The organism is Klebsiella sp. F11, assembly GCF_056712265.1.
In genome coordinates, this window is record NZ_CM160060.1 from 1724132 (window position 1) to 1747458 (window position 23327).

15 protein-coding genes are annotated in these 23327 nt (G+C 56.6%); 9 read left to right on the forward strand and 6 right to left on the reverse strand.

Annotation, left to right across the window (positions count from 1 at the left end):
* Window positions 1-236 precede the first annotated feature (236 nt).
* Together glpT and glpQ are read left to right on the forward strand one after the other, a co-directional pair.
* Entirely contained in the window at window positions 237-1583 is a 1347-nt protein-coding gene (gene glpT / locus AC1M2H_RS08685) for a glycerol-3-phosphate transporter (protein ID WP_480151056.1), read from the forward strand.
* Between the two features lie 9 nt (window positions 1584-1592).
* Window positions 1593-2672 (forward strand): glycerophosphodiester phosphodiesterase, encoded by a 1080-nt coding sequence (glpQ, locus tag AC1M2H_RS08690; protein WP_480151057.1) that lies wholly within the window; start codon window positions 1593-1595, stop codon window positions 2670-2672.
* A gap of 62 nt (window positions 2673-2734) precedes the next feature.
* Here glpQ and yfaE read toward each other — a convergent pair whose 3' ends face one another.
* From yfaE to ubiG, 4 genes are all read right to left on the reverse strand, one after another.
* Window positions 2735-2989: a class I ribonucleotide reductase maintenance protein YfaE gene (yfaE, locus tag AC1M2H_RS08695; RefSeq protein WP_045855971.1), complete on the reverse strand. Its 255-nt coding sequence runs from the start codon at window positions 2987-2989 to the stop codon at window positions 2735-2737.
* Window positions 2989-4119 carry a class Ia ribonucleoside-diphosphate reductase subunit beta gene (gene nrdB, locus AC1M2H_RS08700; protein ID WP_480151058.1) on the reverse strand — a complete coding sequence of 377 codons (1131 nt, stop codon included), beginning with the start codon at window positions 4117-4119 and terminating at the stop codon, window positions 2989-2991. The genes yfaE and nrdB overlap by 1 nt, the downstream gene beginning before the upstream one ends.
* A 96-nt stretch (window positions 4120-4215) precedes the next feature.
* On the reverse strand, window positions 4216-6501 hold the full coding sequence (nrdA, locus tag AC1M2H_RS08705) for a class 1a ribonucleoside-diphosphate reductase subunit alpha (protein WP_480151059.1): 2286 nt from the start codon (window positions 6499-6501) through the stop codon (window positions 4216-4218).
* Window positions 6502-6846: 345 nt separating this feature from the next.
* Window positions 6847-7575, reverse strand: a complete 729-nt coding sequence (gene ubiG, locus AC1M2H_RS08710) for a bifunctional 2-polyprenyl-6-hydroxyphenol methylase/3-demethylubiquinol 3-O-methyltransferase UbiG (protein WP_480151060.1) — start codon at window positions 7573-7575, stop codon at window positions 6847-6849.
* Between the two features lie 146 nt (window positions 7576-7721).
* Between ubiG and gyrA the strand changes: the two genes are divergently transcribed.
* Window positions 7722-10361, forward strand: a complete 2640-nt coding sequence (gene gyrA, locus AC1M2H_RS08715) for a DNA topoisomerase (ATP-hydrolyzing) subunit A (protein WP_480151061.1) — start codon at window positions 7722-7724, stop codon at window positions 10359-10361.
* Window positions 10362-10515: 154 nt separating this feature from the next.
* Entirely contained in the window at window positions 10516-13347 is a 2832-nt protein-coding gene (gene rcsC / locus AC1M2H_RS08720; RefSeq protein WP_480151062.1) for a two-component system sensor histidine kinase RcsC, read from the forward strand.
* A gap of 93 nt (window positions 13348-13440) precedes the next feature.
* Here the strand turns inward: rcsC and rcsB are convergent, their stop codons facing one another.
* Window positions 13441-14091, reverse strand: coding sequence for a response regulator transcription factor RcsB (gene rcsB, locus AC1M2H_RS08725; protein ID WP_041146527.1), 651 nt, complete (start codon window positions 14089-14091; stop codon window positions 13441-13443).
* A gap of 16 nt (window positions 14092-14107) precedes the next feature.
* Complete coding sequence (rcsD, locus tag AC1M2H_RS08730) at window positions 14108-16762, reverse strand: phosphotransferase RcsD (RefSeq protein WP_480151063.1); 2655 nt, start codon at window positions 16760-16762, stop codon at window positions 14108-14110.
* A 771-nt stretch (window positions 16763-17533) separates the two neighbouring features.
* Here rcsD and AC1M2H_RS08735 point away from each other — a divergent pair.
* The 5 genes from AC1M2H_RS08735 to AC1M2H_RS08755 all read left to right on the forward strand — a co-directional run bounded on the left by AC1M2H_RS08735 (window position 17534) and on the right by AC1M2H_RS08755 (window position 23286).
* Entirely contained in the window at window positions 17534-18628 is a 1095-nt protein-coding gene (locus AC1M2H_RS08735; protein WP_480151064.1) for a porin OmpC, read from the forward strand.
* Window positions 18629-18730: 102 nt separating this feature from the next.
* Entirely contained in the window at window positions 18731-19783 is a 1053-nt protein-coding gene (gene apbE / locus AC1M2H_RS08740) for an FAD:protein FMN transferase ApbE (RefSeq protein ID WP_480151065.1), read from the forward strand.
* A gap of 72 nt (window positions 19784-19855) precedes the next feature.
* Window positions 19856-20917 carry a bifunctional DNA-binding transcriptional regulator/O6-methylguanine-DNA methyltransferase Ada gene (gene ada, locus AC1M2H_RS08745; RefSeq protein ID WP_480151879.1) on the forward strand — a complete coding sequence of 354 codons (1062 nt, stop codon included), beginning with the start codon at window positions 19856-19858 and terminating at the stop codon, window positions 20915-20917.
* Complete coding sequence (alkB, locus tag AC1M2H_RS08750; protein ID WP_480151880.1) at window positions 20917-21567, forward strand: DNA oxidative demethylase AlkB; 651 nt, start codon at window positions 20917-20919, stop codon at window positions 21565-21567. The genes ada and alkB overlap by 1 nt, the downstream gene beginning before the upstream one ends.
* 75 nt (window positions 21568-21642) lie before the next feature.
* Complete coding sequence (locus AC1M2H_RS08755) at window positions 21643-23286, forward strand: multidrug ABC transporter permease/ATP-binding protein (RefSeq protein ID WP_480151066.1); 1644 nt, start codon at window positions 21643-21645, stop codon at window positions 23284-23286.
* The last annotated feature ends 41 nt before the right edge of the window (window positions 23287-23327 follow it).

Below are 23327 nucleotides of genomic sequence, written 5' to 3' on the forward strand. Positions count from 1 at the left end.
GCCACACAAACAGTACGTATTGTTTGATTTCGAGCATATTCGCGCGTTTATCGAGCGTGGAGTGTGATTTCATGCTCACAATGGAATGTTTTGTCATATTTTTGTAACAAAGCGTGCGATGTTTCACAGTATCGTCGGCGAGGTTTCCCTACCATCGCGCCATATCAGAAGTGGGTGATTAAATTAGGTTTTTTTTTACCGATACCCATATAAAACAAATGGCAACGGAGGCTGCTATGTTAACTATTTTTAAACCTGCGCCACACAAAGCGCGTCTACCCGCGGCGGAAATTGACCCGCACTATCGTCGATTACGCTGGCAGATTTTTATCGGTATTTTCTTTGGCTATGCCGCCTACTATCTGGTGCGCAAGAACTTTGCTCTGGCCATGCCCTACCTGGTTGAACAGGGATTCTCCCGCGGCGATCTCGGCTTTGCGCTGTCCGGGATTTCCATCGCCTATGGTTTTTCAAAATTCATTATGGGCTCGGTATCCGATCGCTCGAATCCGCGCATTTTTCTACCCGCGGGGCTGATTCTGGCGGCGCTGGTGATGCTGGTTATGGGCTTTGTGCCCTGGGCGACCTCCAGCATCATGATCATGTTTGTACTGCTGTTCCTCTGCGGCTGGTTCCAGGGGATGGGCTGGCCGCCGTGCGGGCGCACGATGGTGCACTGGTGGTCGCAAAAGGAGCGTGGGGGCATTGTTTCGGTGTGGAACTGCGCGCACAACGTTGGCGGCGGGATCCCGCCGCTGCTGTTCCTGCTGGGGATGGCGTGGTTTAACGACTGGCACGCGGCGCTCTATATGCCGGCTTTCGGCGCGATCCTGCTGGCCATTTTCGCCTTTGCCATGATGCGCGATACCCCGCAGTCCTGCGGCCTGCCGCCGATTGAAGAGTATAAGAACGATTATCCGGATGATTACAGCGAGCAGCATGAACAGGAACTCACCACCCGGCAGATTTTTCAGCAGTATATTCTGCCAAACCGGCTGCTGTGGTATATCGCCATCGCCAACGTCTTTGTCTACCTGTTGCGCTACGGCATTCTCGACTGGTCGCCAACCTACCTGAAAGAGGTGAAGCACTTTGCGCTGGATAAATCCTCCTGGGCCTATTTCCTCTACGAGTATGCGGGGATCCCCGGGACGCTGATTTGCGGCTGGATGTCGGATAAGGTGTTCAAAGGCAACCGCGGAGCGACCGGAGTCTTCTTTATGACGCTGGTGACCATCGCGACCGTTGTTTACTGGCTTAACCCGCCGGGTAATCCGGGCGTTGATATGACCTGCATGATCGTCATCGGCTTCCTGATTTACGGTCCGGTGATGCTGATTGGCCTGCATGCCCTTGAGCTGGCGCCGAAAAAGGCCGCCGGTACCGCGGCGGGCTTTACCGGACTGTTTGGTTATCTCGGCGGTTCCGTTGCCGCCAGCGCGATCGTCGGCTACACCGTTGACTTCTTCGGCTGGGACGGCGGGTTTATGGTGATGATCGGCGGTAGCGTGCTGGCGGTGCTGCTGCTGATTGTGGTGATGCTTGGCGAAAAACGCCATCACCAGCAGCTGAAACAGTCTTAAGGAATGCGTATGAAAACGGCAATAACGACCTTGATGACCGGGATTTTGCTGGCAGGCTCCACGCTGAGCTTTGCCGCTCAGGCGGGGGATAAGATTGTCATCGCCCACCGCGGCGCCAGCGGCTATCTGCCGGAGCATACGCTGCCGGCGAAGGCGATGGCCTATGCCCAGGGCGCCGATTACCTCGAGCAGGATCTGGTGATGACCAAGGACGATCGGCTGGTGGTGCTGCATGACCACTATCTCGATCGGGTTACCGATGTGGCGGAGAAATTCCCGCAGCGCGCGCGCCAGGATGGCCGCTTCTACGCGATCGACTTCAGCCTGGCGGAGATAAAAACGCTGAAGTTCAGCGAGGGGTTTGAGCCGAAAGACGGTAAGAACGTCCAGACCTTCCCGGGGCGATTCCCGATGGGAAAAGCGGATTTCCGCATCCATACCTTTGAAGAGGAGATTGAGTTTGTTCAGGGACTGAACCACTCAACCGGGAAAAATATCGGTATCTACCCGGAAATTAAAGCGCCGTGGTTCCACCATCAGGAAGGCAAGGATATCGCCACCGCTGCCCTGCAGGTGCTGAAGAAGTATGGCTACACCAGCAAGCAGGATAAAGTGTATCTGCAATGTTTTGATGCCAACGAGCTTAAGCGCATTAAGAATGAGCTGGAACCGAAGATGGGTATGAACCTGAATCTGGTGCAGCTGATCGCTTACACCGACTGGCACGAAACCCAGCAGCGCGAGGCGAATGGTAAATGGGTGAACTACAGCTATGACTGGATGTTTAAGCCCGGCGCGATGGGGCAGATTGCGCAATACGCCGACGGTATTGGTCCGGACTACCACATGCTGGTGGCGGCGAACGCTGGACCGGGGCAGGTGACGCTGACCGACATGGTGAAAGAGGCGCATCGCCAGCATCTGGTGGTCCACCCGTATACCGTCCGCGCGGACCAGCTGCCGGATTACGTGACCAACGTGAATCAGCTGTTCGACCTGCTGTATAACAAGGCCGACGTCGATGGGCTGTTCAGCGACTTCCCGGATAAGGCGGTGCAGTTCCTGCAGCAAGAAGGGGAACGCCGCTAACCCGCGGCGTGAATGGCAAACCTGTCCGCGCCGGCCGGCGCGGATGGGATTTTGCCGGGCAGCTACATCTCGATTTCGATATCGCTTTTTGCCCGGCAGCAGCAGGGCAAAATCTCTCCCGGCTGAATAAACGCCAGCGGCTCGGTCAGCCAGTCAACCTGGCCGGACACCAGCCGCGTGCGGCAGGAGCCGCAATAACCTTCGCGGCACTGATATTCCACGTCGATATTATGCGATTCCAGGGCATCAAGCAGGCAGCGGTGTTCATCCTGACACTCGAGATGAGTGTCAGAAATTTTCAAAAAAATGCGTTTCATCAGAGCTGGAAGTTGCTCAGGTCGTCGGCATCGACTTCGGCATCGATCTGGCCCACCAGGTAGGAGCTGACTTCCACTTCCTGCGGCGCAACCTGCACGTTATCGGATACCAGCCAGGTATTGATCCACGGGATAGGGTTGGAGCGGGTCTGGAACGGCAGATCGAGGCCGACCGCCTGCATGCGGATGTTGGTGATGTATTCGACGTACTGGCAGAGAATATCTTTGTTCAGACCGATCATCGAACCATCACGGAACAGATAATCCGCCCACTCTTTCTCCTGCTGAGCAGCCAGCACGAACAGGTCGTAGCACTGCTGCCTGCACTCTTCGGCAATTTCGGCCATTTCCGGATCCTCGACGCCGGAACGCAGCAGGTTCAGCATATGCTGGGTACCGGTAAGGTGCAGCGCTTCGTCGCGGGCGATCAGGCGGATAATTTTAGCGTTACCTTCCATCAGCTTACGCTCGGCGAAGGCGAAGGAGCAGGCGAAGCTGACGTAGAAGCGAATTGCTTCCAGCGCGTTCACGCTCATCAGGCACAGGTACAGTTTCTTTTTCAGCTCGCGCAGGTTCACGGTGACGGTTTTACCGTTAACGCTATGGCTGCCTTCACCCAGCAGATGCCAGTAGCTGGTCATCTCGATGAGCTCATCGTAGTAGCTGGAGATGCCGTCCGCACGCTTCTGAATCTGCTCGTTGGTGACGATATCATCGAAGACCATCGCCGGATCGTTGACGATGTTGCGGATGATGTGGGTGTAGGAGCGCGAGTGGATGGTTTCAGAAAATGCCCATGTCTCTACCCAGGTTTCCAGCTCAGGAATCGAAATCAGCGGCAGCAGCGCAACGTTCGGGCTGCGGCCCTGGATGGAATCCAGCAGGGTCTGGTACTTCAGGTTGCTGATAAAAATATGCTTTTCATGGTCCGGTAGCGCCTGATAATCGATACGATCGCGGGAAACGTCAACTTCCTCCGGGCGCCAGAAGAAGGAGAGCTGCTTTTCGATGAGCTTTTCGAAGATGTCATATTTTTGCTGATCGTAACGGGCAACGTTAACCGGCTGGCCAAAAAACATCGGCTCAAGCAGCTGATCGTTTTTGGTCTGTGAAAAGGTGGTATATGCCATTAAATGTGCGTCCTGTGATGTTATTGCCCCTCGCGCCGGCCCTGCAGACGGGGCCGGGCTTTGATGTTCCCTCGCCCTGAGGCGAGGGGGGCGTTATCAGATCTTACAAGCGCCGCTTTCGCAGCCGTCGTCCTGGATGGATGGCGCCAAATCGTCCTGCGCATCTTCCGCGCCATCACGGGTGTTGTGATAGTACAGAGTTTTTACGCCAAATTTATAGGCATTGAGCAGGTCTTTGAGCAGCTGCTGCATCGGCACTTTACCGGACGGGAAGCGCGTCGGGTCGTAGTTGGTATTAGCCGAGATCGACTGGTCGACAAACTTCTGCATAATGCCGACCAGCTGCAGATAGCCATCGTTGCTCGGCATTTCCCACAGAAGCTCGTAGCCGTCCTGCAGCTTTTCGTAATCCGGAACCACCTGGCGCAGAATACCGTCTTTCGAGGCCTTGATGCTCACATGGCCGCGCGGCGGCTCAATGCCGTTGGTGGCGTTAGAGATCTGCGAAGAGGTCTCTGAAGGCATCAGCGCGGAGAGGGTCGAGTTACGCAGGCCGTGGGTTTTGATCGACTCGCGCAGCTGCTCCCAGTCGTAGTGCAGCGACTCGCTCACGACGGTATCAAGATCCTTTTTATAAGTATCGATCGGCAGAATGCCCTGGGAATAGGTGGTTTCGTTGAACCACGGGCAGGCGCCCTGCTCGATAGCCAGCTCGTTGGAGGCCTTCAGCAGGTAGTACTGGATAGCTTCGAACGTTTTGTGCGTCAGGTTGTTGGCGCTGCCGTCGGAGTAGCGTTTGCCGTGTTTTGCCAGGTAGTAGGCAAAGTTAATCACGCCGATACCGAGGGTACGGCGGCCCATCGCCCCGCGCTTAGCCGCCGGGATCGGATAGTCCTGGTAATCCAGCAGCGCATCCAGCGCGCGAACCGCCAGCACCGCCAGATCTTCCAGCTCGTCCAGGCTCTCAATCACGCCGAGGTTGAACGCCGACAGCGTACAGAGCGCGATTTCGCCGTTTTCATCGTTGACGTCGTCCAGCGGTTTAGTCGGCAGGGCGACTTCCAGGCACAGGTTAGACTGACGAACCGGCGCGACAACCGGATCGAACGGGCTGTGGGTGTTGCAGTGGTCAACGTTCTGGATGTAGATACGGCCGGTTGAGGCGCGTTCCTGCATCATCAGAGAGAACAGATCAACCGCTTTAATGCGCTGCTTGCGGATGCTGTCGTCTTTTTCGTATTGGGTGTACAGACGCTCGAACTCGTCCTGATCGGCGAAGAAGGCGTCATACAGGCCCGGGACGTCGGACGGACTGAACAGGGTGATATCTTCACCTTTCAGCAGGCGGGTGTACATCAGCTTGTTGATCTGTACGCCGTAGTCCATGTGACGAACTCGGTTTGCGTCGGTGCCGCGGTTGTTTTTCAGCACCAGCAGGGTTTCAACTTCCAGATGCCACATCGGATAGAAGAGGGTGGCCGCGCCGCCGCGCACGCCGCCCTGCGAACAGGACTTCACCGCGGTCTGGAAGTGCTTATAGAACGGGATGCAGCCGGTGTGGAAGGCTTCACCGCCGCGAATCGGGCTACCCAGCGCGCGGATGCGCCCGGCGTTAATACCGATACCGGCACGCTGGGAAACGTATTTCACAATTGCGCTGGAGGTGGCGTTGATGGAGTCCAGGCTGTCGCCGCACTCGATCAGCACGCAGGAGCTGAACTGGCGGGTCGGCGTACGCACCCCGGACATGATCGGCGTCGGCAGCGAAATCTTAAAGGTAGAGACCGCGTCATAGAAGCGCTTGACGTAGTCGAGACGGGTCTCGCGCGGGTAGTTCGAGAACAGGCAGGCGGCGACCAGAATGTAGAGGAACTGGGCGCTTTCATAAATTTCGCCGGTCACGCGGTTCTGCACCAGATACTTACCTTCCAGCTGCTTGACTGCCGCATAGGAGAAGCTCATATCGCGATCGTGCACGATGAACGAATCCATCTGCTTGAACTCTTCTTCCGTGTAGTCTTCCAGCAGATGAGTATCGTATTTACCCTTTTCGACCATCTTCGTGACGTGATCGAACAGCGCCGGCGGCTCGAACTGGCCGTAGGCCTTTTTACGCAGATGGAAAATTGCCAGACGCGCGGCGAGATATTGGTAATCCGGGGCATCGCGGGAGATAAGATCCGCGGCCGCTTTGATGATAGTTTCGTGAATATCGGCGGTTTTGATGCCGTCGTAGAACTGAATATGGGAACGCAATTCTACCTGAGAAATCGAAACGTTATTCAGTCCTTCTGCCGCCCAATCCAGTACGCGATGGATTTTGTCGAGATTAATACGCTCGGTTGTACCGTCGCGCTTTGTCACCAGCAGACTCTGATTCATGTGGATTTTACCTGTCCGTGAAAGAAAATATCCCCCGCTTATCCACAGCTTGCCGTTGTGACTAACTCTGTGGATAAATACTACATATAGGGGTTTGTTGATAAAAAGAACGCTATATGGTGAGTATTCTAGTAAGGATTCTTTTGAGTACAAGAGTTGATTTTGACGTTAAATTGAGGTTGCGGAAGCGTAATAATAGCCGGGAGCACGTCGCATAAGGCCTGGAGAAGATGTCAATAAACTCAAAAATAAAAATGAAAATTTGATCGAGTGCTGATTTCTTCAGCGTCGGGGAAAATTACGCGGCTTGATACCGCGCAATCATCATATGAAAAACAGCTGACGTTATGCGTTTTTTGCCGTTGTATGCAACATATAGTTAACATCTACGCCCGGCGCCAGCTTGAAGGTATTGGTTAGCGGATTGAAATGCAGGCCGGTAATATGCTGCTCTTTCAGATTTGTCCGATCTACCCAGCCGATCAGCTCGGCCGGCTTGATGAACTTCTTCACGTCATGGGTTCCCTTAGGCACCATTTTCAGCACGTATTCTGCGCCGACTACCGCCATCAGCCACGCTTTGCCGTTGCGGTTGATGGTTGAGAAGAAGACCTGGCCTCCGGGCTTCACCAGCCGCGCGCAGGCCTGGACGACGGACTGCGGGTCGGGAACGTGCTCCAGCATCTCCATACAGGTCACGACGTCGTACTGCTGCGCGTGCTTCAGCGCGTGCTCTTCGACGGTCTCCTGGACATACTCCACCTGAACGCCGCTTTCCAGCGCGTGCAGCTTCGCCACCTGCAGCGGTTCAAAGCCCATATCCAGCCCGGTGACCGTAGCCCCTTCCCGTGCCATGCTTTCGGCAAGAATGCCGCCGCCGCAGCCGACGTCGAGCACTTTTTTGCCGAACAGGCCGCCGGAGCGCTGCGCAATATAGCCCAGGCGCAGCGGGTTGATGCGATGTAATGGTTTAAACTCGCCCTCTAAATCCCACCAGCGCGAGGCGACGGCTTCAAATTTAGCGATTTCATTATGATCAACGTTGTGGGCCACCGGCGGTTTTTCGGCATTCATGAGCGCTTTTACTCCTTATTTAGCAAGACAATCGAGTATATCAGGCTGGGGGAGCGAATAAAGCGTATAGGTTTACCGGTATCACCGCGGCTGTGTTATAATTTGCGACCTTTGAATCCGGGATATAGTAGAGGGATAGCGGTTAGATGAGCGACCTTGCGAGAGAAATTACACCGGTCAACATTGAGGAAGAGCTGAAGAGCTCGTATCTGGATTATGCGATGTCGGTCATTGTTGGCCGCGCGCTGCCGGATGTCCGAGATGGACTGAAACCGGTACACCGTCGCGTACTTTACGCCATGAACGTATTGGGCAATGACTGGAACAAAGCCTATAAAAAATCCGCCCGTGTCGTTGGTGACGTAATCGGTAAATATCACCCTCACGGTGATACCGCAGTTTATGACACCATTGTCCGTATGGCGCAGCCATTCTCCTTGCGTTATATGCTGGTCGATGGCCAGGGTAACTTCGGTTCTGTCGATGGCGACTCCGCCGCAGCGATGCGTTATACGGAAATCCGTATGTCGAAAATCGCTCACGAGCTGATGGCCGACCTCGAAAAAGAGACGGTTGATTTCGTTGATAACTATGACGGCACGGAGCGCATCCCTGACGTCATGCCAACAAAAATCCCCAACCTGCTGGTAAACGGTTCATCCGGTATTGCCGTCGGGATGGCGACCAACATTCCGCCGCACAACCTGTCGGAAGTGATTAACGGTTGTCTGGCCTATATCGACGATGAGGACATCTCCGTCGAAGGCCTGATGGAACACATCCCGGGCCCGGACTTCCCGACCGCCGCCATTATCAATGGCCGTCGCGGCATCGAGGAAGCCTACCGTACCGGTCGTGGCAAAATTTATATTCGCGCCCGCGCCGAGGTAGAAACCGACGCCAAAACCGGCCGCGAAACCATCATCGTGCATGAAATTCCTTATCAGGTGAACAAGGCTCGCCTGATCGAGAAAATGGCCGAGCTGGTGAAAGAGAAGCGTCTGGAAGGGATCAGCGCGCTACGCGATGAGTCTGATAAAGACGGCATGCGCATCGTGATTGAGATCAAGCGCGATGCGGTTGGTGAAGTGGTTCTTAATAACCTCTACTCGCTGACCCAGCTGCAGACCTCTTTCGGCATCAACATGGTTGCGCTGCACCACGGCCAGCCGAAGATCATGAACCTGAAGGACATTCTTTCCGCGTTCGTGCGCCACCGCCGTGAAGTGGTTACCCGTCGTACTATTTTCGAGCTGCGTAAAGCCCGCGATCGTGCGCATATCCTTGAAGCGCTGGCGATTGCGCTGGCCAACATCGACCCGATCATCGAGCTTATCCGCCGCGCGCCGACGCCTGCGGAAGCGAAGGCCGGGCTGGTTGCCCGCTCCTGGGATCTGGGCAACGTGTCGGCGATGCTGGAACGCGCCGGCGATGACGCCGCGCGTCCGGAGTGGCTGGAGCCGGAGTTCGGCGTGCGTGACGGTCAATACTATCTGACCGAACAGCAGGCCCAGGCGATTCTGGATCTGCGTCTGCAGAAGCTGACCGGCCTTGAGCATGAAAAACTGCTCGACGAATACAAAGAGCTGCTCGAACAGATTGCCGAACTGCTGCATATCCTCGGCAGCGCCGACCGTCTGATGGAAGTGATTCGTGAAGAACTGGAAGCGATGCGCGAACAGTTCGGCGACCCGCGTCGCACCGAAATCACCGCCAACAGCGCGGATATCAACATCGAAGATCTGATCAACGAGGAAGACGTAGTGGTCACCCTGTCTCACCAGGGCTACGTGAAGTATCAGCCGCTGACCGACTACGAGGCGCAGCGCCGCGGCGGGAAAGGCAAATCGGCCGCGCGTATTAAAGAAGAAGACTTTATTGACCGCCTGCTGGTGGCCAACACCCACGATACGATCCTCTGCTTCTCCAGCCGCGGTCGTCTCTACTGGATGAAGGTGTATCAGCTGCCGGAAGCCAGCCGTGGCGCGCGCGGGCGTCCAATCGTCAACCTGCTGCCGCTGGAAGCCAACGAACGTATCACCGCCATTCTGCCGGTACGCGAGTACGAAGAGGGCGTGAACGTCTTTATGGCGACCGCGAGTGGTACCGTTAAGAAAACGGCGCTGACCGAGTTTAGCCGTCCGCGTTCAGCCGGCATCATTGCGGTGAATCTGAACGAAGGCGATGAGCTGATCGGCGTTGACCTGACCAACGGCGAAGACGAAGCGATGCTGTTCTCCGCGGCCGGTAAAGTGGTGCGCTTTAAAGAGAGCGCGGTCCGCGCCATGGGCCGTACCGCCACCGGCGTACGCGGTATCAAGCTGGCGGGTGAAGATAAAGTGGTCTCGCTGATCATTCCGCGCGGTGAAGGGGCGATCCTGACCGTCACGCAGAACGGCTACGGCAAGCGTACGGCGGCGGAAGAGTATCCGACCAAGTCCCGCGCCACTCAGGGCGTTATCTCGATCAAAGTGACCGAGCGTAACGGCGCCGTGGTGGGGGCGGTACAGGTGGACGATTGCGATCAGATCATGATGATCACCGATGCGGGCACCCTGGTGCGTACTCGCGTATCGGAAGTGAGCATCGTGGGTCGTAACACTCAGGGCGTCATTCTGATCCGCACAGCGGAAGATGAAAACGTGGTCGGCCTGCAGCGCGTCGCTGAACCGGTCGATGACGAAGAGCTGGATGCCATCGACGGCAGCGTGGCGGAAGGCGATGACGATATCGCGCCGGAAATCGACGCCGACGCTGATGATGACATCGCCGAAGATGATGAATAATCTGCGGTAATGCTGCGAAAAGGGCCGGGGATACCCCGGCCTTTTTTTATTTGCCCGGCGCGGGTAATCCAGAGAGTATAACGTTGCGACAAAACCTGTTTACCGCTACCTTAACCCCATTCTGTTGAGTCCCTGACGGCCGAGCATCGCCACATTGAAATATCTTGCTTCTTTTCATACCACGCTAAAAATTTCACGCTACCTGTTCCGGGCGCTGGCGGTTCTGCTGTGGATGCTGATTGCTTTCGCGTCGGTGTTTTATATTGTTAACGCGCTGCATGACCGGGAGTCGGAGATCCGCCAGGAGTTTAACCTCAACGCCGATCAGGCGCAGCGCTATATCCAGCGCACGGCCGATGTTATTAAAGAGCTGAAGTACGTTGCCGGCAATCGGCCGGGCGGCGCGTCGCCGGTGCCAAATGGCGACATCGCGGTGCCGGATTTCGAGCCGCTCTACCCGGATTCAGATTGCGGAGCAATGAGCGGCACCTGGCGCAGTTCGCTGCAGTCGCTGGCATGGTTTATGCGCTACTGGCGCGATAATTTCTCCGCGGCTTACGACCTCAACCGTATTTTTTTAATTGGCAGCGATAATCTGTGCATGGCGAACTTCGGGCTGCGAGAAATGCCGCTGGAGCGGGACCAGGCGCTGAAGGTGCTGCATCAGCGTATCGAGCAGTACCGCGACGCCCCGCAGAGCGAACGCGGCAGCAATCTGTTCTGGATTAGCCAGGGCGCTCGCCCCGGCGTCGGCTACTTCTATGCCCTGACGCCGGTGTATATGGCCAACCGCCTGCAGGCGATGCTCGGCGTCGAACAAACCCTGCGCATGGAGAGCTTCTTCACGCCGGGAAGCCTGCCGATGAACGTCACGATCCTTGACGACAGCGGCCAGCCGCTCATCTCCCTCGCCGGCCCGGAGGCGAAAATCAAGGGCGAGGCCCGCTGGATGCAGGAACGGATCTGGTTCGGCTATACCTCCGGCTTCCGCGAGCTGGCCATGAAGAAGAGCCTGCCGCCATCCTCCCTGAGTATCGTCTACTCGGTATCGGTCGATCAGGTTCTCGAGCGTATTCGGATGCTGATCCTCAATGCGATAGTCCTTAATATCCTGACCGGGGTGATGCTTTTCGCCCTCGCGCGAATGTACGAGCGGCGGATCTTTATCCCGGCGGAAAATGACGCCCAGCGCCTCGAGGAACACGAGCAGTTTAACCGTAAGATTGTCGCATCGGCGCCGGTGGGGATCTGTATTCTGCGCACTCTCGACGGCACCAATATTCTGAGTAACGAGCTGGCGCATAACTACCTCAATATGCTGACCCATGAGGATCGGCAGCGGCTGACGCAGATTATCTGCGGCCAGCAGGTCAATTTTGTCGATGTGCTGACCAGCAATAATACCAACCTGCAAATCAGCTTCGTTCACTCGCGCTACCGCAACGAAAACGTGGCTATCTGCGTGCTGGTGGACGTCAGCGCTCGCGTCAAAATGGAAGAGTCGCTGCAGGAGATGGCGCAGGCCGCAGAGCAGGCCAGCCAGTCGAAATCGATGTTCCTTGCGACGGTGAGCCACGAGCTGCGCACGCCGCTGTATGGCATTATCGGCAACCTCGATCTGCTGCAGACCAAAGAGCTGCCGAAGGGCGTCGACCGGCTGGTTACGGCAATGAACAACTCCTCCAGCCTGCTGCTGAAGATCATCAGCGATATTCTGGATTTCTCGAAAATTGAGTCCGAACAGCTGAAAATCGAACCGAGCGAGTTCTCGCCGCGGGAGGTGATGAACCATATCTCGGCGAACTATCTGCCGCTGGTGGTGCGCAAGCAGCTCGGGCTGTATTGCTTTATCGAGCCCGATGTGCCGCAGCTGATGTCCGGCGATCCGATGCGCCTGCAGCAGGTCATTTCTAACCTGTTGAGTAACGCCATCAAATTTACCGATACCGGCTGCATTATCCTGCACGTTCAGTGCGCCGGCGATTATCTGCAAATCAGCGTGCGCGATACCGGGGAGGGGATCCCGGCCAAAGAGGTGGTGCGCCTGTTTGACCCGTTCTTCCAGGTCGGCACCGGCGTTCAGCGCAATTTCCAGGGAACGGGCCTCGGGCTGGCGATTTGCGAGAAGCTCATCAGCATGATGGATGGCGATATTGCCGTAGAAACCGAGCCCGGTATGGGCAGCCGCTTTACCATCCGTATTCCGCTGTATGGCGTGCAAAACGGTGTACCGTTGGTTGCTGATGGTCTGGCGGGAAAATGCTGCTGGCTCGCCGTTCACAACACCGCCCTGACGATGTTTATCACCTCGCTGCTCAATCACCACGGGGTTAAGGTGAAAAGCTATGCCGGCGAGGCGCCGGGAGCCGACGATATTTTACTCACCGATGATGAGTCCTGTACCGGCTGGTCAGGGGCCGCGGCTATTATTTTCTGCCGTCGACATATCGGCATTCCGCTGGAGCGCGCGCCGGGAGAGTGGCTGCATAGCGTCACGACGCCGCACGAGCTGCTGCCGCTGCTGGGACGGATCCTGCGCATTGAGGTGGCGAGCGCCGAGCACGGTCCGGCGCTATCCGCGCCGGAAGCGCAGACGGCCAACCACGACGACATGATGATTCTGGTGGTGGACGATCATCCGATCAACCGCCGGCTGCTGGCCGACCAGCTCGGATCGTTGGGCTATCAGTGCGTGACGGCGAACGATGGGGTTGATGCGCTGGCCGTTCTGAGCAAGCAGCATATTGATATCGTACTGAGCGATGTCAACATGCCGAATATGGACGGCTATCGCCTGACGCAGCGTATTCGCGAGCTGGGTATGACGCTGCCGGTTATCGGGGTTACCGCCAACGCGCTGGCGGAAGAGAAGCAGCGCTGCCTCGAGTCGGGTATGAACAGCTGTCTTTCCAAACCGGTGACGCTGGATATTATTAAGCAAACCCTGGCGCTGTACGCCGCACGGGTGCGTAAGAGCAGAGGATAGGGCGAGAATTTTCCGCGGACGCGGCCCGGTCAGAGCGGGTCGTTGCCCCGGATATGGCGCATGATGGCCGCGCCGTATCCGGGAAGGCGAGCGTTACTCTTTGTCGGTGGCGCTCAGCGAAACGGAAGAGAGGTAGTTCAGCAGGGCGATATCGTTTTCTACGCCGAGCTTCATCATGGCCGATTTTTTCTGGCTACTGATGGTTTTAATGCTGCGATTGAGCTTTCTCGCAATCTCGGTCACCAGGAAACCTTCGGCAAACAGGCGGAGAACTTCGCTCTCTTTCGGCGACAGGCGCTTATCGCCATAGCCGCTGGCGCTGATTTTTTCCAGCAGGCGCGAAACGCTTTCCGGAGTGAATTTTTTGCCTTTCTGCAGCGCCGCCAGCGCCTTCGGTAGATCGGTCGGCGCGCCTTGTTTCAGTACGATCCCTTCGATATCCAGATCCAGTACCGCGCTGAGGATCGCCGGGTTGTTGTTCATGGTAAGAACAATGATCGACAGATCCGGGAAATGGCGCTTGATGTACTTGATCAGCGTGATCCCGTCGCCGTATTTGTCGCCAGGCATGGACAGATCGGTAATCAAAACATGGGCGTCTAATTTCGGCAGATTATTGATAAGTGCAGTGGAGTCTTCAAACTCGCCGACAACGTTTACCCACTCAATTTGCTCGAGTGACTTACGAATACCGAACAGTACGATCGGATGGTCATCGGCAATAATTACGTTCATAGTATTCATGTATTAGGCTACCTTGCTACAGCAAGCTCTTGACGTAAACGTCAATGTCGCTGATGTATTTTTCTATGCTTTGCGCATCTTTTTCGCGAATCAGATGCTCAAGCGTTTCACATAACTGTTTGCCGGGTACCAGGTTAAGCATAGCAAACGCCCCCTTGAGGCGGTGCGCAGTCTGGGCCAGCGCAGCTAAATCGCTTGTTGCCAGCTCAGTATACAGTCTCTTAACATCATCCGGAACAGTATCGGCAAACAGCGCGTAATAGCCGCTGGCGTGCAGTTCGGCGTTGCTCCCGCTTCCCGGAGGAGCAGGTTGCACGTTTTCTTCCGCCAGCTGCTGTTCAATCAGTTGCAGAATCGCTTCCTGCATGGCCGCGCTGATATTGAAATTGACGCACAGTTGGCCCGGGCCTATTTTTCGTATCCCGACCTCATCATCGCTTAAAAGCAAGCCCGAAGCAGTAAGATTAGACGGATTATCCGTTAAAAAGAGATCGTATTCCTGGCTGGTCAGCCTCTCATCCGGCGTAATGCAGCTCGCTCCCCAGCTTTCAAGCTGGCGGGTGACGATCTTTCGGACCTCGTTAGCGGTAATATCAAGTAGTACCACCACGTCATCCAGCAGATGTTCGCCGGTGTTGCTCTCTTCTTCACTGGCCGGCATTTTGAGATGCAGGGAGTAGCGGGTGCCCAGAGATTCGCGCGCTTTGATATTCATCTGGCCGCCGAGCTTGCGCGTCAGCCGATCGCAGAGCCAGAAGGTGAGCGCATTGGCCTTACCGTAGAGATCGGCCTGGGTATCGTTCAGGAACGGGAAGTGCATGTTATCGATTTCGTTTGCCGAAACGCCGTTGCCGGTATCGAGAATGCGGAAGGTCAGGCGATCGTCCGCGGATTCATCCTTGCTCACCTCGAGAGTGATTTTACCGATCTGCGTGGTGGTCACCGAGTATTGAATGAGCAGCAGCAGCGTGCGGCGCAGCGCGTCGCGGTCGCCGTAGCGCTGCTCGTTTGCCGGTAAGGCGTTGTTAATCAGCAGCTGCAGACCTTTGCGCTTCGTCACGGGCAGCACTTCTGGCACCACTTCATCGATCAGTTCCTGAATTGAGAACCGATCCGGCGTGCTCTTCCAGCTATCGCTTTCCAGCAGGTTTGCCAGCTGAATTTCGTCAACCAGCTGTACGAGCTCATCCGCGTGCTGCGCCAGCCTGCGGCTTTCGGCGACGCCGAGCGCGGCGGCTTCTTCCGCCAGGCTGCGGGCGGGCTGCTTCAGCGCGGCGCCGATGTGCTGCATGAACGCGGTGCGACCCTGCTGGTTCTTCTCATACAGGCGCTGGGCCTGCTTGAGCTTTTTACTTACCAGAACTTCCCGATCCTGATCGCGGATGATGAAGATTTGCGTTCGCGGCGCGACCTGGCTGCGGTACTGGCGAATCTCATACAGTTCGTTATTCACCGTCGCCTGAATTACGCCCTGATGCTGATCCGCCATATTGGTAATATTTTGCAGGTTCAGATGCGGCAGCAGATGATCGGCGATGGGGTTGCTGATAATCGTGCGGTTAGCTTCCAGATCGTGAACCAGCAGCCCCAGCGGCAGCAGCGAGACGATCTCTTCGTTTATTGCCCGCAGCGTACGATGCTCGCCGCTGGCGGCGGCGACGCTCGTCCCGGCCTGACGGCTACGGCCGCTGTAGTGGCGAAAGGTCGTGAAGCCAAACAGGGTCAATGCCAGCAGGCCGATAATCAGCAGCAGCGGCAGCAGGACGTTCTGCAGCGACTCGATCATCAGAGTACCGAATGGCACCACCCAAATGAGACGCATCCCGGTGGTATTAATGGCGGTGGTAATTTCAATCCGCGTACCGTTGAAGTTGATGCTGGCGTTATCAGACTCTTCTTTATCCGGATTGCCGGTCGCGCTCTGCGAAGGGTCAGGCTCAAGGCGGAAGCTGTCCAGAGTCATGCCGGACGGGATCAGATCGTTAATCGGCAGATCAAAAGCGACCACGGTGGCCAGGTGGCCCGGCTGGTTGAAGGTGGTCCGCAGGGTGAAATAGTGGCCGTTTTGCCATGAAAGCTGGCGCAGCGAGGAGAAGGTTTCGCGTTCGTCGAGCGTATTTGCCTGCAGCAGCATTTCCGCGCGGCGGGACTCCACCACGTTGCTAATCGTCGACTCTTTAAAACTGGAAGAGAGGTCTTTGAGCGGCAGGGTCGAGACCAGAATCAGGCTATTATCCAGCCCGTTGAGATAGTACATCGACCACGGAATGGTCTCCGCACCCCACAGAATATCGAGGTAGCTGGAAATTTTTTGCGTCATTTCCAGCGTTGAGCTGTCATGAGAGCCGAAAATCAGCGCCTCGGTTTTACGCCGCGGCTTTTCCAGATAATAGACATCCTGCTTTAATCGCGTCTCCTGTAAACCCTCGCCGGCGGCGCTGGAGGAGGTAGCGGCTATATTGTCGTAAATTTGCCAGGTGGCATAGCGCCACGCATCGATACGCTTATGCAGCGCATGGCTTACGTCGACAACCTGATAGCTTTTCTCTTTTAACCAGGCGTTGACCGCGCTTTGCAGCGTCACGCTCATCGTCGCCAGCAGGACGATGACCATTAAAATGAAGAAACGGGTGATGCTGCCAGGTATCAGGGTGAATTTTTTCTGGGTCATCGTGTAGCAGTGCGACTCATCAATGTTTGTAAGCAGGATGTTGCACCAAGGTAACTGGTAGCAGAGTGAATTCGCTAAGCAGTATAAAGGCTAATTTATCAAATCCATACTACAGAATGGCCTTCCGCGCTTTTTTTGCTTTGGGATTTATCTTAAAGAAGAGGTAACAATAAAAATGTACAGCGGGATTGATTCTGTACAGTTATTTTCCGATTGGTTTCAGGGAATAGCACGAAATAACAAGAAATTACCCGGATAAGCACTTTCTTATGCGCGGAGTGATTGATTAATAACCGTTATTTTTATCGCGGCGGGCACAGTTATAATTAAAGTTATGTAAAGAAGGGTAAAAAAAACCGGATGCTAAGCATCCGGTTGAAATAGGGGTAAACAGACATTCAGAACTGAATGACGGTAATAAATAAAGTTAATGATGATAGCGATAGTTATTCTAGTCGCAGGTGACGGTTTTGTTTTGTCATTCAGTGCTATACTTGGATGGGTGTATAACCACATGATTCTAAATTGAAAAAAATATTTTCTTGATTATTGGTGCTTATTTTTCGATTTTTCATTGTGGCGAAAAGTTCCCTTTGGTTTACAAATTGAAACATCTTGTGGGCATTTTGAAACACCTTAGAAGTTTTCGTATCATATTCTTGTTGGATTATTCTGCATTTTACAGCACAATGAATATAGCCGACTGATTAGAAGGGTAATCAGTAAGCAGTGGCATAATAAAAGGCATATAACAAACAGAGGGTTAATAACATGAAAGTTAAAGTACTGTCCCTCCTGGTACCGGCTCTGCTGGTAGCAGGCGCAGCAAATGCGGCTGAAATTTATAACAAAGATGGCAACAAATTAGACCTCTACGGTAAAATCGACGGCCTGCACTATTTCTCTGACGACAAGAGCGCTGACGGCGACCAGACCTACATGCGTATTGGCGTGAAAGGCGAAACCCAGATCAACGACCAGCTGACCGGTTACGGCCAGTGGGAATACAACGTTCAGGCGAACAACACTGAAAGCTCCAGCGATCAGGCATGGACTCGTCTGGCATTCGCCGGTCTGAAATTCGGCGACGCGGGTTCTTTCGACTACGGTCGTAACTACGGCGTTGTTTACGACGTAACTTCCTGGACCGACGTTCTGCCGGAATTCGGCGGCGACACCTACGGTTCTGACAACTTCCTGCAGTCCCGTGCTAACGGCGTTGCAACCTACCGTAACTCTGACTTCTTCGGTCTGGTTGACGGCCTGAACTTTGCTCTGCAGTATCAGGGTAAAAACGGCAGCCCAAGCGGCGAAGGCCAGACCAACAACGGTCGTGACTGGAACAAACAGAACGGCGACGGTTTCGGTACTTCTGTAACTTATGATATCTGGGACGGCATCAGCGCTGGTTTCGCATACGGTCACTCTAAACGTACCGATGATCAGAACGCATCTGGCCTGCTGGGCGACGGCAAATATGCTGAAACCTACACCGGCGGTCTGAAATACGACGCGAACAACATCTACCTGGCGACTCAGTACACCCAGACTTACAACGCAACCCGCGCCGGTAGCCTGGGCTTTGCTAACAAAGCGCAGAACTTCGAAGTGGCTGCACAGTACCAGTTCGATTTCGGTCTGCGTCCGTCCGTTGCTTACCTGCAGTCTAAAGGTAAGGATCTGGAAGGCTACGGCGACCAGGATATCCTGAAATATGTTGACGTGGGCGCGACCTACTACTTCAACAAAAACATGTCCACCTACGTTGACTACAAAATCAACCTGCTGGACGACAACAGCTTCACTCGTAACGCCGGTATCTCTACCGACGATATCGTCGCTCTGGGCCTGGTTTACCAGTTCTAAGCACGCTGAAGTTTCGAAAAAGGCGCCCTATGGCGCCTTTTTTTATGCCTCGTTTAAGCAGGCTGGTGTACTCTTGCTGCCTTAGCAAGAGGAACCTATTTTATGGATATCACTTTTTTCCGCGCCGCGCTGCTCGGCGTTTGCGCACTTCTTTCCGGCTGTGATTCAGCCACTTCTCCTGCGACACCAAAGAGCGCCGCGACCGTACTGGATGGCAAAACGATGGGCACATTCTGGCGGGTCAGCGTCATTGGCGTGGATGAAACTAAGGCCCGGGCGCTGCGCCAGAAGGTACAGGCCCGGCTGGACGCCGACGATCGCCTGCTTTCCACCTGGAAAAACGATTCGGCGCTAATGCAATTTAACCACGCCACCACCACTGAGCCGTGGCCGGTCAGCGAAGCGATGGCCGATATCGTCACCATGTCGCTGCGTATTGGCGCGAAAACCCACGGCGCAATGGATATTACCGTCGGGCCGCTGGTCAATCTGTGGGGCTTTGGCCCGGATAAGCAGCCGGTAAAAACGCCGGATCCTCAGCAGATCGCGGCGGCAAAAGCGCGGACGGGCTTGCAGCATCTGACGGTGATTAACCGCGCGGATCGTCAGTATCTGCAGAAGGATATTGCGGATCTGTATGTCGATCTTTCGACGGTGGGCGAGGGCTATGCCGCCGATCATCTGGCGCGCCTGATGGAGCAGGAGGGCATTTCCCGCTATCTGGTCTCCGTCGGCGGCGCGCTGGTTAGCCGAGGGATGAACCCCGACGGGCAGCCGTGGCGGGTGGCGATCCAAAAGCCGACCGATCGCGAAAATGCCGTCCAGGCCATCGTCGATATCAACGGCCACGGTATCAGCACCTCCGGCAGCTACCGCAACTATTACGAGCTGGATGGCAAACGGATCTCGCACGTGATCGATCCGCAAACCGGCAGACCGATCGAGCATAATCTGGTCTCGGTGACGGTGATTGCGCCGACGGCGCTGGAAGCCGACGGCTGGGATACCGGGCTGATGGTGCTCGGTCCGGAAAAGGCGCAGGAGGTAGTGAAAGAGCAGGGGCTGGCCGTCTATATGATTGTCAAAGAGGGCGAGGGGTTTAAAACCTGGATGTCGCCGCAGTTCCGCACCTTCCTGGTTGGCGAAAAGAATTAAACAGCAAGATTTCGGGTTTTATTCAGCGGGCGGTGAAGCAGACTGGCTATACACTTAAAGCAGGAGCCGATGATGAAACCGATTATTGCTGATACCGATGACCGCCGCTGGCAGGCGGTATGCGAGCGCGATGCCCGCGCCGACGGTCAGTTTGTGTTTGCCGTGCTGACCACCGGCGTGTGCTGCCGTCCGTCCTGCCGCTCGCGGCGGGCGCTGCGGGAAAACGTCCGCTTTTACCCTGATGCGGCTGCCGCCATCGCCGACGGATTTCGCCCCTGCAAGCGCTGCCAGCCGGACAAAAGCGACCCGCAGCGGCAGAAGGTCGAGAAAGTCGCCAGGGCCTGCCGCCTGCTTGAGCAGGAAGCGCCGATAACCCTCGAGGCGCTGGCCCGCGAGCTGGCGGTCAGCCCGTACCACTTCCACCGTTTATTCAAATCCGTCACCGGCATGACGCCGAAGGCCTGGCAGCAGGCGTGGCGCGCGCGGCGTTTACGGGACGCGCTGGCGCAGGGGGGAAAAGTAACCCCGGCGGTGCTGGCCGCAGGCTTTCCCGACGGCAGCAGCTACTACCGTCAGGCCGATGCCGTGCTTGGCATGACCGCCAGCCAGTTTCGCCGCGGCGGGGATGATACCGATATCGTCTATACGTTCGGCGACTGCGCGATTGGCCGCTGCCTGGTGGCGCAAAGCGAGCGCGGGGTATGCGCCGTCCTGCCCGGCGAGGGCGACGCGCCGCTAGACGAGCTGCGCCGCCTGTTCCCCCACGCCCGGCTTCTGCCCGGCGACGCGCATTTTTCCGCGCGGGTGGCGCAGATTTTTGCCCATATTGACGATAGCCGCCAGGCGATCGACCTGCCGCTGGATATTCGCGGCACCGCCTTTCAGCAGAGAGTCTGGCAGGCTCTGCGTCAGATCCCGGCGGGCGAAACGCGCAGCTATCGTCAGGTTGCGCAAAGCATCGGTCAGCCGCGTGCCGTCCGCGCGGTAGCAGGAGCCTGCGCCGCCAACCGACTGGCTATCGTTATTCCGTGCCACCGGGTGGTCCGCGAAGGCGGAGCGCTCTCCGGCTACCGCTGGGGAACCGCCCGCAAAGCGCAGCTGCTGGCCCGGGAAGCACAAACCGAGGAGTCATGATGCTCGATCTCTTTGCCGATACGCCGCCCTGGCAGGAGCCGCTGGCGCCCGGCGCCGCCATTCTGCGGCGCTTCGCCCGCCAGCGCGCCCCGGATCTGCTGCAGGCGCTTCTGCGCGTTGCCGAGGCTTCGCCGTTTCGCCAGATGGTCACGCCCGGCGGCTATACCATGTCGGTGGCGATGACCAACTGCGGGCCGCTGGGCTGGACGACCAATATGCACGGCTATCTGTATGCTCCGGGCGATCCGCTCACGGGACGCGACTGGCCGCCAATGCCGCCGATCTTCGTTCAGTTGGCCGCGGAGGCGGCGCTCGCCTGCGGCTACCCGGGCTTTGCGCCCGACGCCTGCTTGATCAACCGCTATCAGCCCGGGGCGAAGCTCTCCCTGCACCAGGATAAGGACGAGCGCGACCTGCGCGCGCCCATCGTTTCCGTATCGCTGGGGCTACCGGCGGTGTTTCAGTTTGGCGGACTGCAGCGTAGCGATCCGCTGCGCAGAGTGCTGCTGGAGCACGGAGATGTGGTGGTCTGGGGCGGCGAGTCGCGGCTGTTCTATCACGGCATTCAGCCGCTGAAAGAGGGTGACCATCCGGACACCGGCGCCTGTCGCTACAACCTCACCTTCCGGCTGGCGGGCAATAAAGAATAAAAATAAGAATTATTCTTGATGTCATCGGCGAGCAGTTTACACTGCTGGCTGTTTTGCTTGCCCGGATTGCCTGTTATGGAACTTCTTCTACTTGTTTGGCGCCAGTATCGCTGGCCGTTTATTTCCGTCATTGCCCTGAGCCTGCTCAGCGCGGCGCTGGGGATCGGGCTTATTGCCTTTATCAATCTGCGGCTGATGACCGTTGTCGATACCTCGCTGACGGTGTTGCCGGAGTTTCTCGGCCTGCTGCTGCTGCTGATGGCGGTGACGCTGGGATCGCAGCTGGCCCTGACGACCCTTGGGCACCATTTTGTTTTCCGCCTGCGCGGGGAGTTCATTAAGCGCATCCTCGACACCCCAATCGAGAAAGTTGAGAAGATCGGCAGCGCCTCGCTGCTCGCCGGCCTAACCAGCGACGTACGCAACATCACCATTGCCTTTGTGCGCCTGCCCGAGCTGGTGCAGGGGATTATTCTGACCTTTGGCTCCGCCGCCTATCTGGCGTGGCTGTCGGGGAAAATGATGCTGGTGACCGCCCTGTGGATGGCGCTTACCATCTGGGGCGGATTTGTGCTGGTGGCGCGCGTCTATAAGCATATGGCGACGCTGCGGGAAACCGAAGATAAGCTGTACCACGACTACCAGACGGTGCTGGAAGGGCGCAAGGAGCTGACGCTCAATCGCGAGCGTGCCGAATACGTGTTCAACCAGCTCTATCTGCCGGACGCACGCGAGTATCGGCACCATATTATCCGCACCGACACCTTCCACCTCAGCGCGGTGAACTGGTCGAATATTATGATGCTCGGTGCCATCGGCCTGGTGTTCTGGATGGCCAACGGCCTCGGCTGGGCGAATACCGCGGTGGCGGCGACCTACTCTCTGACCCTGTTGTTCCTGCGCACGCCGCTGCTCTCGGCCGTTGGCGCGCTGCCGACGCTGCTCAGCGCCCAAGTGGCCTTCAATAAGCTGCACAAATTCTCCCTGGCGCCGTACCGCGCCGAATTCCCGCGGCCGCAAGCGCATCCGCACTGGCAGACGCTGGAGCTGCGCGACGTCAGCTTCCATTATCCGGACAACACCTTCGCCGTCGGGCCCATTAATATGACCCTGAAACGCGGCGAGCTGGTGTTCCTTATCGGCGGCAACGGCAGCGGCAAGTCGACGCTGGCGATGCTGCTGACCGGGCTGTATCAGCCGGCCTCCGGCGAAATCCTGCTGGATGGCAAGGCGCTGGCGGTAGACCGGCCGGAAGATTATCGTAAGCTGTTCTCGGCGGTATTTACCGATGTCTGGCTGTTTGACCAGCTGCTGGGACCGGAGGGGAAAGCGGCCGACCCCGCGCGGGTGAACCAGTGGATGGCGCACCTGAAAATGACCCACAAGCTGCGGCTGGATAACGGCAAGATCCTCGATCTGAAGCTCTCGAAGGGGCAGAAAAAGCGCGTGGCGCTGCTGCTGGCCCTGGCCGAAGACCGCGATATCATCCTGCTTGACGAGTGGGCGGCGGATCAGGACCCGCACTTCCGCCGTGAGTTTTATCAGGTGCTGCTGCCGCTGATGCAGCAGATGGGCAAAACCATTTTCGCCATCAGCCACGACGATCACTATTTCCAGCATGCCGACCGCCTGCTGGAGATGCGCGCCGGCCAGCTGGCGGAGCTGACCGGCGAAGAGCGCGAGCTGGCGACCCGCGATGCGGTCTCCCGCACCGCCTGAAATCCTCGCCTGCCGGCCAGCGGCGGGCGCTATTGCTGATT

Coding starts and splice junctions, on each gene's coding strand:
- glpT (WP_480151056.1), top strand. CDS start 237: ATGTTAACTATTTTTAAACCTGCGCCACACAAAGCGCGTCTACCCGCG.
- glpQ (WP_480151057.1), top strand. CDS start 1,593: ATGAAAACGGCAATAACGACCTTGATGACCGGGATTTTGCTGGCAGGC.
- yfaE (WP_045855971.1), bottom strand. CDS start 2,989: ATGAAACGCATTTTTTTGAAAATTTCTGACACTCATCTCGAGTGTCAG.
- nrdB (WP_480151058.1), bottom strand. CDS start 4,119: ATGGCATATACCACCTTTTCACAGACCAAAAACGATCAGCTGCTTGAG.
- nrdA (WP_480151059.1), bottom strand. CDS start 6,501: ATGAATCAGAGTCTGCTGGTGACAAAGCGCGACGGTACAACCGAGCGT.
- ubiG (WP_480151060.1), bottom strand. CDS start 7,575: ATGAATGCCGAAAAACCGCCGGTGGCCCACAACGTTGATCATAATGAA.
- gyrA (WP_480151061.1), top strand. CDS start 7,722: ATGAGCGACCTTGCGAGAGAAATTACACCGGTCAACATTGAGGAAGAG.
- rcsB (WP_041146527.1), bottom strand. CDS start 14,091: ATGAATACTATGAACGTAATTATTGCCGATGACCATCCGATCGTACTG.
- rcsD (WP_480151063.1), bottom strand. CDS start 16,762: ATGACCCAGAAAAAATTCACCCTGATACCTGGCAGCATCACCCGTTTC.
- AC1M2H_RS08735 (WP_480151064.1), top strand. CDS start 17,534: ATGAAAGTTAAAGTACTGTCCCTCCTGGTACCGGCTCTGCTGGTAGCA.
- apbE (WP_480151065.1), top strand. CDS start 18,731: ATGGATATCACTTTTTTCCGCGCCGCGCTGCTCGGCGTTTGCGCACTT.
- ada (WP_480151879.1), top strand. CDS start 19,856: ATGAAACCGATTATTGCTGATACCGATGACCGCCGCTGGCAGGCGGTA.
- alkB (WP_480151880.1), top strand. CDS start 20,917: ATGCTCGATCTCTTTGCCGATACGCCGCCCTGGCAGGAGCCGCTGGCG.
- AC1M2H_RS08755 (WP_480151066.1), top strand. CDS start 21,643: ATGGAACTTCTTCTACTTGTTTGGCGCCAGTATCGCTGGCCGTTTATT.